Source organism: Kluyvera sp. Awk 3, assembly GCF_028069715.1.
GTDB lineage: Bacteria > Pseudomonadota > Gammaproteobacteria > Enterobacterales > Enterobacteriaceae > Kluyvera > Kluyvera georgiana_A.
This window is the reverse complement of sequence record NZ_JANEWH010000116.1, coordinates 1-14,917: the sequence shown is the minus strand read 5'-3', so window position 1 is coordinate 14,917 and position 14,917 is coordinate 1. Positions and strand designations below refer to the sequence as shown.

At 52.8% G+C, this 14,917-nt stretch carries 19 protein-coding genes; 9 read left to right on the top strand and 10 right to left on the bottom strand.

The genetic code is table 11. From position 1 onward, the window contains the following. The first annotated feature begins 164 nt into the window (after positions 1-164). Genes NNN71_RS19315 through yciA form a run of 4 tightly spaced genes read left to right on the top strand, consistent with a single transcriptional unit; the run spans position 165 to position 2,347 of the window. Entirely contained in the window at positions 165-578 is a 414-nt protein-coding gene (locus NNN71_RS19315; RefSeq protein ID WP_271459126.1) for a YkgJ family cysteine cluster protein, read from the top strand. 25 nt (positions 579-603) lie between these two features. Further along, entirely contained in the window at positions 604-1,347 is a 744-nt protein-coding gene (locus tag NNN71_RS19310) for a YciC family protein (protein ID WP_163445644.1), read from the top strand. A gap of 46 nt (positions 1,348-1,393) precedes the next feature. Next, positions 1,394-1,933: a septation protein A gene (locus tag NNN71_RS19305; protein ID WP_065357604.1), complete on the top strand. Its 540-nt coding sequence runs from the start codon at positions 1,394-1,396 to the stop codon at positions 1,931-1,933. 15 nt (positions 1,934-1,948) lie between these two features. Continuing rightward, on the top strand, positions 1,949-2,347 hold the full coding sequence (yciA, locus tag NNN71_RS19300) for an acyl-CoA thioester hydrolase YciA (protein ID WP_106926567.1): 399 nt from the start codon (positions 1,949-1,951) through the stop codon (positions 2,345-2,347). Between the two features lie 33 nt (positions 2,348-2,380). Here yciA and NNN71_RS19295 read toward each other — a convergent pair whose 3' ends face one another. Then, positions 2,381-2,917 carry a YniB family protein gene (locus tag NNN71_RS19295; protein WP_163445646.1) on the bottom strand — a complete coding sequence of 179 codons (537 nt, stop codon included), beginning with the start codon at positions 2,915-2,917 and terminating at the stop codon, positions 2,381-2,383. A gap of 137 nt (positions 2,918-3,054) precedes the next feature. On the opposite strand from NNN71_RS19295, the gene hxpB reads away from it, so the two are divergent. From hxpB to NNN71_RS19275, 4 genes are all read left to right on the top strand, one after another. Next, positions 3,055-3,723: a hexitol phosphatase HxpB gene (gene hxpB, locus NNN71_RS19290; protein WP_163445648.1), complete on the top strand. Its 669-nt coding sequence runs from the start codon at positions 3,055-3,057 to the stop codon at positions 3,721-3,723. Between the two features lie 153 nt (positions 3,724-3,876). After that, complete coding sequence (kduD, locus tag NNN71_RS19285) at positions 3,877-4,638, top strand: 2-dehydro-3-deoxy-D-gluconate 5-dehydrogenase KduD (protein WP_163445649.1); 762 nt, start codon at positions 3,877-3,879, stop codon at positions 4,636-4,638. Positions 4,639-4,727: 89 nt separating this feature from the next. Continuing rightward, positions 4,728-5,318: a metal-dependent hydrolase gene (locus NNN71_RS19280; RefSeq protein ID WP_065357639.1), complete on the top strand. Its 591-nt coding sequence runs from the start codon at positions 4,728-4,730 to the stop codon at positions 5,316-5,318. Between the two features lie 178 nt (positions 5,319-5,496). Further along, positions 5,497-6,888 (top strand): L-cystine transporter, encoded by a 1,392-nt coding sequence (locus NNN71_RS19275; RefSeq protein WP_249021964.1) that lies wholly within the window; start codon positions 5,497-5,499, stop codon positions 6,886-6,888. A 65-nt stretch (positions 6,889-6,953) separates the two neighbouring features. On the opposite strand, the gene cedA is transcribed toward NNN71_RS19275, so the two are convergent. The 8 genes from cedA to osmE all read right to left on the bottom strand — a co-directional run bounded on the left by cedA (position 6,954) and on the right by osmE (position 13,185). Beyond that, positions 6,954-7,193: a cell division activator CedA gene (gene cedA / locus NNN71_RS19270; RefSeq protein WP_064546171.1), complete on the bottom strand. Its 240-nt coding sequence runs from the start codon at positions 7,191-7,193 to the stop codon at positions 6,954-6,956. Positions 7,194-7,327: 134 nt separating this feature from the next. Beyond that, the gene (gene chbG, locus NNN71_RS19265) at positions 7,328-8,083 is read right to left on the bottom strand and encodes a chitin disaccharide deacetylase (RefSeq protein WP_163445653.1); all 756 of its coding nucleotides are present in this window, start codon (positions 8,081-8,083) and stop codon (positions 7,328-7,330) included. A gap of 11 nt (positions 8,084-8,094) precedes the next feature. Then, positions 8,095-9,441 (bottom strand): 6-phospho-beta-glucosidase, encoded by a 1,347-nt coding sequence (locus tag NNN71_RS19260; protein ID WP_163445655.1) that lies wholly within the window; start codon positions 9,439-9,441, stop codon positions 8,095-8,097. A 104-nt stretch (positions 9,442-9,545) separates the two neighbouring features. Beyond that, a complete protein-coding gene (gene chbR / locus NNN71_RS19255) occupies positions 9,546-10,370 on the bottom strand; it encodes a transcriptional regulator ChbR (RefSeq protein WP_163445657.1) in 825 nt (274 codons plus the stop codon). A gap of 25 nt (positions 10,371-10,395) precedes the next feature. Further along, the gene (gene chbA / locus NNN71_RS19250; protein ID WP_163445659.1) at positions 10,396-10,743 is read right to left on the bottom strand and encodes a PTS N,N'-diacetylchitobiose transporter subunit IIA; all 348 of its coding nucleotides are present in this window, start codon (positions 10,741-10,743) and stop codon (positions 10,396-10,398) included. A gap of 54 nt (positions 10,744-10,797) precedes the next feature. Further along, positions 10,798-12,156, bottom strand: a complete 1,359-nt coding sequence (gene chbC / locus NNN71_RS19245) for a PTS N,N'-diacetylchitobiose transporter subunit IIC (protein WP_163445661.1) — start codon at positions 12,154-12,156, stop codon at positions 10,798-10,800. An 81-nt stretch (positions 12,157-12,237) separates the two neighbouring features. Then, on the bottom strand, positions 12,238-12,558 hold the full coding sequence (locus NNN71_RS19240) for a PTS sugar transporter subunit IIB (RefSeq protein ID WP_163445663.1): 321 nt from the start codon (positions 12,556-12,558) through the stop codon (positions 12,238-12,240). A gap of 285 nt (positions 12,559-12,843) precedes the next feature. Continuing rightward, the gene (osmE, locus tag NNN71_RS19235; RefSeq protein WP_163445665.1) at positions 12,844-13,185 is read right to left on the bottom strand and encodes an osmotically-inducible lipoprotein OsmE; all 342 of its coding nucleotides are present in this window, start codon (positions 13,183-13,185) and stop codon (positions 12,844-12,846) included. A gap of 218 nt (positions 13,186-13,403) precedes the next feature. Here osmE and nadE point away from each other — a divergent pair, with 218 nt between their 5' ends. Beyond that, a complete protein-coding gene (nadE, locus tag NNN71_RS19230) occupies positions 13,404-14,231 on the top strand; it encodes an ammonia-dependent NAD(+) synthetase (protein ID WP_163445667.1) in 828 nt (275 codons plus the stop codon). Between the two features lie 82 nt (positions 14,232-14,313). On the opposite strand, the gene spy is transcribed toward nadE, so the two are convergent. Then, on the bottom strand, positions 14,314-14,820 hold the full coding sequence (gene spy, locus NNN71_RS19225; protein WP_271459125.1) for an ATP-independent periplasmic protein-refolding chaperone Spy: 507 nt from the start codon (positions 14,818-14,820) through the stop codon (positions 14,314-14,316). Positions 14,821-14,917 lie beyond the last annotated feature (97 nt).

Sequence of the window (14,917 nt, the reverse complement as noted above, 5' to 3'; positions counted from 1 at the left end):
ATCCAGATCAATTTTCACAACCTATGTCAGACGGGAAATTATCACCCACATCAATTTCATTGATTTTGTCGGAAAAAATTTTTTGCCCCCTCTTGTCGGCATCAAAGCGGCTGGATAATTTAGAGCGTGACAATTTTGTTGATGCGTTTTTATCAGGTGTAATCATGAGTGAAATCAACCCGTGCATGACGTGCGGTGCCTGTTGTGCGTATTTTCGAGTCTCTTTTTACTGGGCTGAAGCCGATGATGCCGGTGGCCCTGTTCCCGCGCAGCTCACCGAGCCCGTTACCCCCTTGTTACGCTGTATGACCGGCACCAACCAGCGTCAGCCCCGCTGCGCGGCCCTCTCGGGGGAAATCGGCGGTTCGGTCAGTTGCACCATCTATGCCAATCGCCCTTCTCCGTGCCGCGAATTCGCCATGTCCGGTGAAAATGGCGAGCCCAATGAGGCCTGCAATCGCGCCCGCGCGCGATACGGCCTGCCGCCGCTGAATCCTATTTACAAAGATATACTTAGCGGAGCCGGCGCAGAGGCTGCTACGCAGGCGCGATTTGCGGTACAATTGCCGGCTAATTAACACCTGCAATACTCAAGGAGAGTGCATGTCTATCACGGCGCAGTCTGTATACCGTGACACGGGTAATTTTTTCCGTAATCAGTTCGTGACCATTTTGCTGATTGCTTTGCTCTGTTCATTTATCACGGTGGTGCTTGGCCATGCCTTTTCCCCCAGCGATGAACAGCTCGCGACGCTGACTACCGGAGAGCATCTGGCAGGCAGCACAGGGCTGTTTGATTTGGTGCAGAACATGACGCCGGAGCAGCAGCAAATTCTGCTGCAATCCTCTGCGGCTTCCACCTTTGCCGGGCTCATCGGTAATGCGATTCTGGCGGGCGGTATTCTGCTGATGATTCAGCTTATCTCCGCCGGTCAGCCGGTCAGTGCGCTGCGAGCGATTGGCGCCAGCGCGCCGGTGCTGCCGAAGCTGTTGGTGCTCATTTTTATCAGTACGTTCCTGATTCAAATGGGCGTCATGCTGATCGTGGTTCCCGGCATCCTGCTGGCCATCGTGCTGGCATTCGCCCCGGTGATGATGGTGCAGGATAAACTGGGCGTTTTTTCCGCCATTCGTCACAGCACTCGTCTCGGCTGGGCCAATATTCGTCTGATTGCCCCCGCGGTGGTTGGCTGGATGCTGGCGAAAACGCTGCTGCTGTTGTTTGCATCAAGCTTTGCCTTCCTGACGCCATACCTTGGTGCCGTGGTGGCTAACACGCTCAGCAACCTGATTTCCGCCTTGTTGCTGATCTATTTATTCCGCGTGTATATGCTTATTCGTCAATAATCTGATGCCGCCCGTGGGTGGGCGGCATGAACTACGGAATCGAAGTATGAAGCAGTTTCTTGATTTCTTACCGCTGGTTGTCTTTTTCGCCTTCTATAAAATCTATGACATCTATGCGGCCACCAGCGCGCTGATTGTCGCCACTGCGGTGGTGCTGATTTATAGCTGGGTACGCTATCGTAAAGTCGAAAAAATGGCGCTGATCACCTTTATTCTGGTGGCTGTGTTTGGCGGCCTGACCATTTTCTTCCATAACGATGAGTTTATTAAGTGGAAAGTCACCGTGATCTACGCGCTGTTCGCCGGTGCGCTGCTGATTAGCCAGTGGGTGATGAAAAAGCCGCTGATTCAACGCATGCTGGGCAAAGAGATCACCCTGCCGGAAGCGGTGTGGTCGAAGCTGAACCTCGCCTGGGCGGTGTTCTTTATCCTCTGCGGGCTGGCAAACATTTATATCGCCTTTTGGTTACCGCAAAACATTTGGGTAAACTTTAAGGTGTTTGGCCTGACGGCATTGACGCTGGTATTCACCGTGCTGAGCGGCGTGTATATCTATCGTCATATGCCACAAGATGACCATAAGTAAGCACAGAGAATAATAATGACACTACAGAATGACGCTCCACAGGGAGAGCTGGTATTACGCACTTTAGCCATGCCTGCGGATACCAATGCCAACGGCGATATTTTCGGCGGTTGGCTGATGTCGCAAATGGATATTGGTGGCGCCATTATGGCGAAAGAAGTGGCCCATGGCCGCGTGGTGACCGTACGGGTAGACGGTATGACGTTCCTGCGCCCGGTAGCGGTCGGCGACGTAGTGTGCTGCTATGCGCGCTGCGTCAAACGCGGCAATACGTCGGTGACTATCAATATTGAAGTGTGGGTAAAAAAGGTGTCATCAGAGCCAATTGGTCAGCGCTATAAAGCGACCGAAGCGCTGTTTATCTATGTCGCGGTCGACCCTCAGGGGAAACCGCGCGCTATCCCTGCTGCATAATCACAAGCCCGGCCACCGCCGGGCTTGCTGCTTTTAGAGGAACCCCAACACTTTCAGAACAAAGTAGCCGACGACAATCACAATGATCGGCAGAATATAGAGCGGGAAGAATTGTACGAAAATGGTATGACGCGGCACCTCAACGCGGGCCTCCAGCGCTTCACGGCTCATCCCTTCCGCCCCTTTCGCTTTCTCCAGAATCAGCTGATCGTTCACCCCTTCACGCAAAAACTTCGCCTGACGCGCCATGCGCGCGCCGGAGTCCTGTAGCGCCAGCGCAACGAAAATCAGCGCAAAAATAACCCAGAACATAATATTCAGGCCGTTATGAAAGTCCGGTTGCGGCGAGTTGTACCAGAAGAGATTCAGGAATGGCGTATTGAAACGCATCATGTCGACCATCACGTGGACAAAATCCATCATGACGGCATCGATTCCCGGCTGCTTAGCGCTGTGTTCATACATGAATTTCAGCACGGAAATCAGCGTAGAGATCAGGGCAGGAATAAAAATAACCCACCCGGCAATACGCTTGAGGATGGCAATGCGTCCAGCTTGTTGATACGTCATGGGTTCCCCTTGTTAAGACGCAGACTCTCGGGCTAAGTGCTTATTAAGTCTACCTGCTGAAGGTGACTTTCGCCCGACTTTACGCCCGATATGATATACCATTAACCGGCATTCGTTACCCTAAAGGAGAGGTAGTTATGTCCACCGAGCGTCAAATACGCGCCGCAATATTCGATATGGATGGATTACTGATCGATTCCGAGCCGCTGTGGGACCGTGCCGAGCACGAAGTGCTGAGCGAGCTGGGCGTCGATTTTACCCGTCGTCACGAGCTTCCCGATACTCGCGGTTTACGTATCGATCTGGTGGTCGACCTGTGGTACGGCCAACAGCCATGGAGCGGCCCGGACCGTGCCGCCGTAGTTGAACGGATGATTGCCCGCGTCATTTCGCTGGTTGAGCAGACGCGCCCGCTGCTGCCAGGCGTGCGTGAAGCCGTCGCGCTATGCAAAGCACAAGGGTTAAAAGTCGGCCTGGCTTCCGCCTCTCCGCTATACATGCTGGAAAAAGTGCTGACCATGTTTGACCTGCGCGAGCAGTTCGACGCGCTGGCTTCCGCCGACACGTTAGCCTATAGCAAACCGCACCCACAGGTCTATCTGAACTGCGCGGCCGCGCTGGATGTCGATCCGCTGTGCTGCGTGGCGCTGGAAGACTCGGTGAATGGCATGATTGCCAGCAAAGCGGCGCGCATGCGCTCCATTGTTGTCCCGGCTCCGGAAAGCCAACTCGACCCGCGCTTCGCTCTGGCCGATGTGAAGCTGCCGTCTCTGGAATTCCTCACCCGCGAAAATTTGTGCGGCTAATCATGATGCGGGCACGGATTGTGCCCGCAAATGCCAACCCAATCATAAAAATGAAACACTGTTTTATTTTTATTTGAATTTTCCGCTACGCCCTTCTATGCTTTAGCCCTGTAGGTCATCTCATAATGATAAAAACCGTATACAGGGGTCGAAATGATTCTTCATGCTTTCAATCTGCAAGGTAAAGTCGCACTCGTTACCGGCTGCGATAAAGGTCTCGGTCAGGGTATGGCGCTGGGGCTGGCGGAAGCCGGATGCGATATCGTCAGCGTCAGCCGCAGCATTCCGCAAGAAACCGCAGAAAAAGTGGCGGCGCTGGGCCGTCGGATGTTTGCGATTCAGGCCGATCTGAGCCAGCCTGACGCCATTGCTGATATCGTCCCCGCCGCCGTGGCCGCCGCGGGCCGTATCGACATTCTTGTCAACAACGCCGGGACCATTCGACGTGAAGATGCGCTGACCTTCAGCGAAAAGAACTGGGACGATGTGATGAACCTGAATCTGAAGTCGGTGTTCTTCCTCTCACAGGCGGTGGCGAAACAGTTTCTGCAACAAGGTAACGGCGGGAAAATTATCAATATTGCGTCGATGCTCTCTTTCCAGGGCGGCATTCGTGTGCCATCCTACACCGCCTCAAAAAGCGGGGTATTAGGCATCACCCGCCTGCTGGCCAACGAATGGGCTCAGCACGGCATCAACGTCAACGCCATCGCGCCGGGGTATATGGCCACCAACAACACCCAGCAGCTGCGTGACGACGCTGAACGCAGCAAGGAAATCCTCGACCGTATTCCGGCCGGACGCTGGGGGACGCCAGACGATCTCAAAGGCCCGGTGGTATTCCTCGCCTCGTCTGCCTCGGACTACATTAATGGCTATACGGTGGCCGTAGACGGCGGCTGGCTGGCACGTTAATTTTTTGACAAAGAGTTACACTGTAACCTCTTCCGCCTACTGTATAAAAACCCTATACTGTATGAATTCACAGATTAATGGGTTTCATCATGACGGCGGAAGGTCATCTCCTTTTTTCAATCGCCTGCGCGGTATTTGCTAAAAATGCCGAACTGACGCCGGTCCTGGCACAAGGAGACTGGTGGCACATCGTGCCGTCGGCGATATTGACCTGTCTGCTTCCGGATATTGACCACCCACGCTCCTTCCTGGGGCAGCGGCTAAGTTGGTTATCGAAGCCCATTGCGCGGATGTGTGGCCATCGCGGTTTTACCCATAGCCTGCTCGCCGTCTTTGCCGCGCTCACCCTTTTCTATCTGAAAGTACCGGACAGCTGGATAGTCCCCGCCGATGCCCTACAGGGGATGGTGCTGGGCTATCTGAGCCACATTCTCGCCGACATGCTCACGCCAGCGGGCGTCCCGCTGCTGTGGCCCTGCCGCTGGCGTTTTCGTCTGCCGATTCTCGCACCGCGTAAAGGGAATCAGCTGGAGCGCGTTTTGTGTATGGCGCTGTTTGCCTACGCCGTGTTCATGCCGCAATCGCTACCGGAAAACAGCGCCATACGCTGGTCATCGTCGATGATAAATTCGCTGCAAACCGACTTTAATCGCTTCATTCATCGCCGGGCTGAGCAATAATTCGGCGAAGATCGCATTTTTGGCATAATCCATTCCATTTGGATATAAGCGTACCATTTCAGTTCTGTTAACCTTCTCACATCCAGACAAATCTTTACGGGTTTGTCCTAAAAAGACACCCGCCGCGGCAACACAAAATCACCGCGAACGGCGTGAAAAAAACTTCAGGAGAACGGGGATGAACTTTCCACTAATCGCGAACGTCGTTGTGTTCGCCGTATTGCTGCTGGCGCTGGCGCAAACGCGTCACAAGCAGTGGAGCCTGGCCAAAAAAGTGCTGGTCGGCCTGGTTATCGGTGTGGTCTTTGGCCTGGCGCTGCAGCTGATCTACGGTTCTGATAGCCAGGTGCTGAAGGACTCTATCCAGTGGTTTAACGTGGTCGGTAACGGCTATGTGCAACTGCTGCAAATGATCGTCATGCCGCTGGTCTTCGCCTCAATTCTGAGCGCGGTAGCCCGTCTGCATAATGCCTCTCAGCTGGGTAAAATCAGCGTGCTGACCATCGGTACCCTGCTGTTTACCACGCTTATTGCCGCGCTGGTCGGCGTGCTGGTGACTAACCTGTTCGGCCTGACCGCTGAAGGTCTGGTTCAGGGCACCGCCGAGACTGCACGTCTGAACGCCATTCAGAGCAACTATGTCGGCAAAGTTGCTGACCTGAGCGTACCGCAGCTGCTGCTGTCGTTCGTGCCGAAAAACCCGTTTGCGGATCTCACCGGCGCTAACCCAACCTCTATCATCAGCGTCGTTATCTTCGCGGCATTCCTGGGTGTGGCTGCGCTGAAGCTGCTGAAAGATGATGAACCGAAAGGCCAGCGCGTACTGACCGCTATCGATACCCTGCAAGGCTGGGTGATGAAGCTGGTGCGCCTGGTGATGCAGCTGACGCCGTACGGCGTGCTGGCGCTGATGACCAAAGTAGTCGCCGGTTCTAACCTGCAGGACATCATCAAGCTGGGTAGCTTCGTAGTCGCGTCCTACCTTGGCCTGCTGATCATGTTTGTGGTGCACGGCATTCTGCTGGGCGTCAACGGCGTGAGCCCGCTGAAGTACTTCCGTAAAGTGTGGCCGGTGCTGACCTTTGCCTTCACCAGCCGCTCCAGCGCCGCGTCTATCCCGCTGAACGTCGAAGCACAAACCCGTCGCCTGGGCGTACCGGAATCCATTGCCAGCTTCTCTGCTTCCTTTGGTGCGACCATTGGTCAGAACGGTTGTGCAGGTCTCTACCCGGCCATGCTGGCGGTGATGGTTGCTCCAACCGTGGGCATTAACCCGCTGGATCCGCTGTGGATTGCCACGCTGGTTGGTATGGTGACCGTCAGCTCTGCAGGCGTTGCCGGCGTGGGCGGCGGTGCAACCTTCGCTGCGCTGATCGTGCTGCCCGCGATGGGGCTGCCGGTCACGCTGGTTGCGCTGCTGATTTCCGTGGAACCGCTGATCGACATGGGCCGTACCGCGCTGAACGTCAGCGGTTCCATGACTGCCGGCACCCTGACCAGTCAGTGGCTGCGTCAGACCGACAAAGAGGTGCTGAATAGCGAAGAAGATGCCGAACTGGCGCATCGCTAAAGCAGACCGTTATACCGATAAAAAAACCGCTGACTCAGCGGTTTTTTTATATCCAGCCAACGCGATTAAGCGTCGATCTCCCCTTCCTGGCGCATCTGTACAGCCCAACGCTGGGCAGACTCCGGGATACTGAACGCCTGCGAGCGACAAAACGCGCTGCCCATCAACACAAACGCAACGTACTTTCCACGCAGCAACCACACATCGCGAAAGCCTTCAACCTTCACGGCGTGATCGGGGGGAGCGGGTTCGGTGCGCGGTACGTAGCTGATAATCTGCCGATTTTGTTGGCGAAGCGGTTTCATAAGCAGTTAAATTCACAATCAGTAAGACAAAGCGGTAAACCCCTATAATAGCAGCAATCGCCAGCGATCGTCATACACAAAAAAGCCCGGCAGGGTCGCTGCCGGGCAAAGGGTTGAGGGGGTAAAACGGTCGATTACACGTCGCGGTAAGTACCGAGACGATAGCCTCGCTCCGCAATGGCATATTTCAGCGATGCGGAGGTCAGGACGTCCAGCTCCGCCAGGCGCGGGTAGCAATAGGCGCTGCCCATAATAGTATTGTCGACAAACGCCGGATGACACATGACCTCCAGCGAGCCTTCCCCGCGTGCGGTTGAGTCGTCCAGCACCTTCAGGAACAGCTCATCGGAAATCGCATCGCCGTAAAATTCGCTGCTGAATCCCTCGCTGCTGCGCAACCCTTCCGGGAGGGCAAACGGGTACGGGATGGAGCGATCTATACGCAGCGCGATGCCTTTGGATTTCGCAAACTCGGCCACCAGCGGAAAGATCTGCGGGATCATATGCACATGGTGGTGGCTGTCAAAATGTGTCGGCTCAGCGTCGAACAGATCGACAAAACGCTGATACTGACACGCCAGTTCACGCTCAATCTCGTCCAACGGCAGCGCATCTTCCTCGGCCACCTGCCAGATCCACTTACCGAGTTTGCCTTCGCGGGCCAGGCCCGGCATCGGCGTCAACGGTTCGCCCAGCGTGAGCACAAAGTGCATGCCCACCGCCAGCTCTGGCGTACGGCGGCTCAGTTGAGCCGCGTGGTCAATAGCCGCGCCGTTAACCAGCGCGGTGGTGGACGTAACCAGTCCGTTCTTACAGGCGTCGAGGATGCCGTAGTTCTGCCCTTTACTCAGGCCAAAATCGTCGGCGTTCACGATTAACAAACGTTCCATCATGCCTCCTGTCACTGTTTCAGTTTCTCCACGGTGGCAGCGAAGTTCGGCAACCATTTTTCATGGGCCAGAATCAGTTCGCGCGCCAGAATCTCTGCATCTTTATCAGAGTGGATCAGCGGGCTTAAGTTCAGTGCCAACAGCACATCGTTAAATTCACCGCTGATCGCTGCCTTACTGGCCGCGATTTCAAAGCCTTTGATGGTATGTATCAGACCCAGCACTTTCTCGTCAAAATGCGTGACGCGCGGATGCGGTTTCGCGCCGTCGCGGCCCAGGATAGAGGTGACTTCAATCGCCCAATCCGCCGGGATGTTGTCGATATGACCGTGGTGCGGAATATTCACGTAGTGTTCAGTCTGCTTATCGTTGTAGATAGCGTTGATCACCTCACACGCCGCATCGGAGTAATAGGCCCCGCCGCGCTGTTCCAGCTCTTTCGGCTTGACGTTCAGGTCCGGATTTTTGTACAGCTCAAACAGCTGCTTCTCAACCTTCTGCACCACCTGCGCACGCGCGCCGCCTTTGTAATACTCGCCCATTTCGATAGCCAGCATCTCTTTCTGCTTGAAGTAGTACAGCAGATAAGAGCACGGCAGCAGGTTCAGAGAACGCAGCAGGCCTTCGCTAAACGGCATATCGAAAATGTTTTTCACGGTGTTCGCCGACAGTGTACCGGAGGCTACGCCGTCCAGCAGTTCAGCAAAACGAGACTCGCCGTTGACCAGCACATCGCGTACAAAAACCATGTGGTTCAGGCCGAACAGGTCGATGGAAAGATCGTCTTTCTCACTCAGGCGCAATACGTCGGTGAAGAACATCTTCATGCCGATTGGAATGTTGCACACGCCGATAAAACGTTTGAAATTGGTGTGGCGATAGACCGCTTCGGTCACCATTCCCGCCGGGTTGGTAAAGTTAATCACCCACGCGTTCGGGCATACTTCTTCCACATCTTTAATGATGTCGAAAATCACCGGAATGGTACGCAGACCTTTAAACAGGCCGCCAGCGCCGTTGGTTTCCTGCCCCAGGTAACCATGGCTCAGCGGGATACGTTCATCTTTCTCACGGGCTTTGAGCTGACCAACGCGCAGCTGCGTAGTCACAAAGTCGGCACCTTCGAGCGCTTCGCGGCGATTCAGCGTCTTATAGACCTTCATCGGTACGCCGGCTTTTTCCACCATGCGCTGGCAAAGGGCATGAATGATATCCAGCTTCTCCTGGCCATCTTCAACGTCAACCAGCCACAGTTCGCTGACCGGCAGTTCGTGATAACGCTTGAGAAAACCTTCCAGCAATTCCGGCGTATAGCTGCTACCACCACCAATTGTGACGACTTTTAATTTCTGGCTCATCTCTTTCTCCCTCGTGATCCACAAGTAAACGTGGGTTACCCTCCACATTATACGTGGATAGTTAAAGTCTTTAATTCAGAGCTGCGGAGTGATTCCGCAGCGCGTTATTTGATAATCGTCAGCTGTTTGCGATAATTGCTCGGTGTGAATGAGGTTAGCTTCTTGAAAGTTTTAATAAACAAACTTGGGCTACTATAACCTGACTCATACGCAATATCGGTCACCGAGTAATTCGTTATTTCCAGCTGTTTCTTGGCAAAGTTGATGCGGATGTCATTAATAATCTGCATCGGTGTTTTACCGTAATAGCGTTGGGTGGCTCGGGTTAAATATTCCTGGGTTTTCCCGGATAACTCGACCATATTCTCCAACGCGCCTTCACCAAACTTTAATTTATCGTGCATGGCTTCGACAGTAGATTTTAACCACTGCGGCGTCACATCCTGCGCCTGTTCTTCGCGATAATGGCGTAAGCGATTAATCACGTAGAAGGAAACCAGTTCAATAAATTCGTCAAATTCCGTTTCACGAAAGTGCAGTGACGAAATAACCGACTCAATGTAACTAAGAAACGTGCTTTTAATCGAATAGACTTGTGATGCAACCAGCGCAAACGGAACCAGCGACTGATAGTGGGTATCGAAGAAGTCTTTGCTGATTCCGACGTTGAGGATTCGCGTCGCGCCAAACTCATAGAAGCTCTGGTGATGTGAACCCATCGGGATAAACACAAAGTCTCCGCGCTCCAGCATAACCCGTTTGCCGTTTATCTCCTGATAGTAGCGCCCGGTCAGTACGATAGTGAACTCGTAGTAGTCATGCTGGTGCAGCCCGCTGATGCTTTCCGTTTTGTTGTAGATGAAGACATGAAAATTCTTACCGTTAAAGAGCTGTTGTTCTCGGGCGGTGTTGATTTCCATGGTGATCATCTTAGGTTGCCTCATAGGGAAAAGCCTATTGTACCTTCTCGTGAAGTTCGATCAATTCAGCAACCAGCTCACGCGCTAACATTGACGTCATAAGATGATCCTGCGCATGAACCAGCACCAGGCTCACCTTCATACGGCCTTCGCCTTCATCGCTTTCAATCAGCTGCGTTTGCACACGGTGCGCTTCGCTCAGGGCAACGCGGGACTGTTCCATGGTCGCTTTCGCGCCAGCAAAATCACCCTGCTTCGCCTGCTTCAGCGCGGCGTATGCCAGGCTGCGCGCCTGTCCGGAGTTGATAATCAGGCCCATCACCACTTCTTCGAGATCGTTTTCCTGCACGTCCTCAGCAACGACATTATCCAGATCAAACATATTTATTCCTTTTGTTGAGGGCGGTATGGAGACCGGCTCCATACCGCATTGGCATTAGAATTTCAGAGCGGCAGCGATGTCTTCTTCGCTTTCTTCTTCTTCAATGGTGGCCTGCGCTTTGTTCGAGATAATCACGAACGGCATGTACACCATCGTTGCGACACAGAGGTTGAACAGTGCGACCAGCAGTGCCGCGACGCTTCCGTTACTGTTGAAGAAGGCGCCCAGGCCGGTTGGCATGGTCCACGGTGCCAGGTTGGTTACCGGAGGGATGATACCCATCGAGTAAGCAGCCAGGGTGATGGCAGCCAGAATCGGTTGTACCAGCACGAACGGGATAAACATAACCGGGTTCATGATGATTGGCAGACCAAACAGAATCGGTTCGTTAATCTGGAAGATACCCGACGGCAGAGCCAGTTTCGCAACCTGACGATGGTCAGCGCGGCGAGAGGCGATGAAGATAGCGATAATCAGGCCTAAAGTCGCACCGGAACCACCCAGCAGGATGTAGGAATCCAGCATCGGTTTCGCCCAGAAGTGGAACTGCTGGCCCGCAGCGATAGCCGCATCAACAGAGCCGTACTGGTTGTACAGCGCGATGTTTTCCAGCGCCCATGGGGTCATGATGCCGTTGTCCAACGCGGTGAGCGCCAGTGAACCATGCACACCGAAGAACCACAGCAGGGAGTTGAACAGTACGTATGCCCAGCCAACCACGCCACCCATTGCCGCCAGCGGTTTGGAGATGGAGTCCATGATGATCTGGTGGAAGTTGCTGCCGTAAGAAGACAGAATCCACGAGATGATGCCGAAGATGGACAGGATCAGGAAGCCTGGAATTAACGCCGAGAAGGAACGCGACACCGAGGACGGTACGCTGTCTGGCAGAGTGATAACCCAGTTACGACGGATAACGAAGGTGAACAGTTCAGCCACCACCAGACCGATAATCATACCGGAAATGATGTTCTGACCACCCAGCCAGTTCGCGCCAACCGCATAGGCATCGCCAACGCTGTATGGGGTGACGGTCATAAATGCCGCTACCGCTAACAGGCCAGCCGCCATCGGGTCAACTTTACGCTCTTCCGCTAAGGCTGAACCGATAAAGAAAGGTGCCATCAGCGACATAATACCTAAAGTACCGTTATAAACGTTACCGCCAATAGCTTTAAAGCTGTTTAACGTGTCAATGGTTGACGCGTCCAGGCGAACCCCCATTGAATAAAAGAATGATCCCTCACCAAAGCTCAGAAAAACGTTGTTAATTAATACAAACATGGCCCCTGCAAGGGTCAGCGGCATTAATTTAATAAAACCGTTTTTAATCGCATTAATGTGTGGCTGTTTTCCTATTTTAACGGCAAAAGGAAGGAGTACCTTTTCAAGCGAATCGATCACTTTACTCATAGAAAAATACCCTTAAAAGGCCGCAATTAATATTGCGGCGATTGAAATATGAAATAACTCTTTGACGGGAAAATTATAAAATTATTGCGCAGCGGCTTTTTTAATTGCAGCAACCGCTGCCTTAAGCACGCCTAAACCATCTACCTTACCGTACAACGTTGAATCGATAACTTCGATCGGCTTGTTCGGTAAAATCTTTTTAATATCGTTCAGCATATAGCCGATTTGCGGGCCGAGCAGAATAACATCTGCCTGCGGGCCTTTTTCTGCGGCAAAAGCTTCTGAGAATGCTTCGATCACTACCGGTACTTCGTACTTCTCAGCCTGCGCTCGCATTTTAGATACCAACAATGAAGTGGACATCCCCGCAGAGCAAAAAAGATAGATATGTTTCTTTTCCATTCACGCTTCCTCAACTTGTGAAATCTGTCATCACCGGGCGATGTTCCATGTGCCCACTACCCTCGTATGTAACAGATGAGTTATCTTCTGTTTATGCATTGAGTATACGGCAACAATTTGCCTACTGATAATTCTTAACAGGCAAAAATTGTCTCTCATTGACCTTCGGTTTTGACTGTCTTCACACTTTGCTCAAAATAATTCGCGACAAGAAATAAGCATCAGATCTGATAAAAAAACCCGACACAGAGGTCGGGTTTTCGTAGGCATCCTATAAACACACGATTATGACTTAGCAGCAGCCGGGTCCGTATCGTACTCAGCACACGTCTGGTAGCCGGAGTTGATCACGTGGCCAGTCTCATCGAGAGCCACAAAATAGGTTTCAGCTTTACCATCTCGTTGACCCAGGATATAGGTCTGGCAGGTGCCGCGAGCGTGAATCATGGTGACTTCAGAAGACGGTTTACCGGCAATTTGCATTACCTGTGAACGGCTCATCCCTTTTTTAACATCTTTGACCACCGGCTGAGTAAACTGATCTTTAGTACGATCGTATGCAGTACAACCCGCCAGCATCGCCAGCACAGCGCCGGCGCCCAGAAGCCCTACGACTTTTTTATTCATGTTCCCTCTCCTTTCGTTCAATGTGTAATAAGCGTGGGATAAATATTGCTATTTATCAACCAATACGCCGAAATCAATCTCATCAGGACCGAAAAATCGGATTAATTTACCGCAGTCAAAACTGTGATCCTTGTCGTTTTACCGTCAAAGAGGTAGCTTTAACACTTTGTTCTGATGGGCTAACGGCAAGGCTGGCACACTACATTCCGGAGGGGTAAATGGCATTACAACAAGAAATTATTCAGGCGCTCGGCGCAAAACCGCAGATTGAGGTACAAGAAGAGATCCGTCGCAGCGTGGATTTTCTTAAGTCATACCTGAAAACCTATCCGTTTATCAAATCACTGGTGCTGGGCATCAGCGGGGGCCAGGACTCTACCCTGACTGGTAAACTGTGCCAGCAGGCTATTAATGAACTGCGGGCGGAAAGCGGCGATAGCGCGCTGCAGTTTATCGCCGTACGCCTGCCCTACGGCGTTCAGGCCGACGAACAGGACTGCCAGGACGCGATTGCTTTCATCCAGCCGGATCGCGTGCTGACCGTTAATATTAAAGGTGCTGTATTGGCCAGCGAGCAGGCGCTGCGTGAGGCGGGTATCGAGCTGAGCGACTTTGTTCGCGGTAATGAAAAAGCTCGCGAACGTATGAAAGCCCAGTACAGTATTGCAGGTATGACTCACGGCGTAGTGGTCGGGACCGATCACGCCGCGGAAGCTATCACCGGCTTCTTTACGAAGTACGGCGACGGCGGCACCGACATTAACCCGATCTTCCGTCTCAATAAACGCCAGGGCAAACAGCTGCTGGCCGCCCTAGGCTGTCCGGAGCATCTTTATAAGAAAGCCCCCACCGCCGACCTCGAAGATGACCGCCCTTCTCTGCCAGACGAAGTGGCGCTGGGCGTCACCTACGACAATATTGACGATTATCTGGAAGGCAAAACGCTGGCGCCAGAGCTGGCAAAGACTATCGAAGGCTGGTATCTGAAGACCGAGCATAAGCGCCGTCCGCCGATTACCGTGTTTGATGATTTCTGGAAGAAATAAAGAAGAAAACCGCCGGAGCTGCCCATAGCCTTTTGGCATTTATGAGCAACTTCGGCGGTCTTAAGACAGTGTGCCGAGTGGATTATTCGGCAGGCGCAGCAGGCATTTTACCTTCTGGCGCTTTGTGTTCTGTCAGACGCTTCTCAAAATTAGCATTAAACTGCTTTTTCTGTTCCGGGGTTAAGATGTTGTAAATCTTGTTCTGGGTTTCCAGACGAGACAGCATCATGGCTTTATGCTGCTCTTCCATCTTCGTAATCTGCGCTTCCGCTTTCGCTTTATCGAAGCTGTCGCTGGCAATCAGGTTATGCATCGCACGCATCTCTTCCTGCGGCGGACGTTTCATATGTTCGCGGCTGTCTTTCATGATGTCGCGAATCTGCTGTTTCTGCGCATCGGTCAGGTTCAGTCCCTGGAACATCATATCGTGACGCGGGCCCATCTTACCTTTGTGATGATGCATCATTTTACCGGCCGGCTGCGTGGCGTCGGTGGTGGTTGTAGAAGTCGTATCTGCCGCATGAGCCAGATTAGCCGCGCCCAGAGCCAGAGTAGAAGCAACAAACAGAGCAGTTAATTTTTTCATCATTAAGTCCTTACTTTCAGTTATTCTGACGGCGCATTGCCGTGTTGACGAGATTAACTTTACGGGGTTTATCGTCAATTAATCAGAGCGAGAGTAAAAC

What these genes read in the sequence shown, in the direction of transcription:
- hxpB (WP_163445648.1), top strand. Translation starts at nt 3,055, where the DNA reads ATGTCCACCGAGCGTCAAATACGCGCCGCAATATTCGATATGGATGGA.
- NNN71_RS19295 (WP_163445646.1), bottom strand. Translation starts at nt 2,917, where the DNA reads ATGACGTATCAACAAGCTGGACGCATTGCCATCCTCAAGCGTATTGCC.
- NNN71_RS19240 (WP_163445663.1), bottom strand. Translation starts at nt 12,558, where the DNA reads ATGGAAAAGAAACATATCTATCTTTTTTGCTCTGCGGGGATGTCCACT.
- NNN71_RS19305 (WP_065357604.1), top strand. Translation starts at nt 1,394, where the DNA reads ATGAAGCAGTTTCTTGATTTCTTACCGCTGGTTGTCTTTTTCGCCTTC.
- chbA (WP_163445659.1), bottom strand. Translation starts at nt 10,743, where the DNA reads ATGTTTGATCTGGATAATGTCGTTGCTGAGGACGTGCAGGAAAACGAT.
- cedA (WP_064546171.1), bottom strand. Translation starts at nt 7,193, where the DNA reads ATGAAACCGCTTCGCCAACAAAATCGGCAGATTATCAGCTACGTACCG.
- nadE (WP_163445667.1), top strand. Translation starts at nt 13,404, where the DNA reads ATGGCATTACAACAAGAAATTATTCAGGCGCTCGGCGCAAAACCGCAG.
- chbG (WP_163445653.1), bottom strand. Translation starts at nt 8,083, where the DNA reads ATGGAACGTTTGTTAATCGTGAACGCCGACGATTTTGGCCTGAGTAAA.
- chbC (WP_163445661.1), bottom strand. Translation starts at nt 12,156, where the DNA reads ATGAGTAAAGTGATCGATTCGCTTGAAAAGGTACTCCTTCCTTTTGCC.
- chbR (WP_163445657.1), bottom strand. Translation starts at nt 10,370, where the DNA reads ATGATCACCATGGAAATCAACACCGCCCGAGAACAACAGCTCTTTAAC.
- osmE (WP_163445665.1), bottom strand. Translation starts at nt 13,185, where the DNA reads ATGAATAAAAAAGTCGTAGGGCTTCTGGGCGCCGGCGCTGTGCTGGCG.
- NNN71_RS19280 (WP_065357639.1), top strand. Translation starts at nt 4,728, where the DNA reads ATGACGGCGGAAGGTCATCTCCTTTTTTCAATCGCCTGCGCGGTATTT.
- spy (WP_271459125.1), bottom strand. Translation starts at nt 14,820, where the DNA reads ATGATGAAAAAATTAACTGCTCTGTTTGTTGCTTCTACTCTGGCTCTG.
- NNN71_RS19310 (WP_163445644.1), top strand. Translation starts at nt 604, where the DNA reads ATGTCTATCACGGCGCAGTCTGTATACCGTGACACGGGTAATTTTTTC.
- NNN71_RS19260 (WP_163445655.1), bottom strand. Translation starts at nt 9,441, where the DNA reads ATGAGCCAGAAATTAAAAGTCGTCACAATTGGTGGTGGTAGCAGCTAT.
- yciA (WP_106926567.1), top strand. Translation starts at nt 1,949, where the DNA reads ATGACACTACAGAATGACGCTCCACAGGGAGAGCTGGTATTACGCACT.
- kduD (WP_163445649.1), top strand. Translation starts at nt 3,877, where the DNA reads ATGATTCTTCATGCTTTCAATCTGCAAGGTAAAGTCGCACTCGTTACC.
- NNN71_RS19275 (WP_249021964.1), top strand. Translation starts at nt 5,497, where the DNA reads ATGAACTTTCCACTAATCGCGAACGTCGTTGTGTTCGCCGTATTGCTG.
- NNN71_RS19315 (WP_271459126.1), top strand. Translation starts at nt 165, where the DNA reads ATGAGTGAAATCAACCCGTGCATGACGTGCGGTGCCTGTTGTGCGTAT.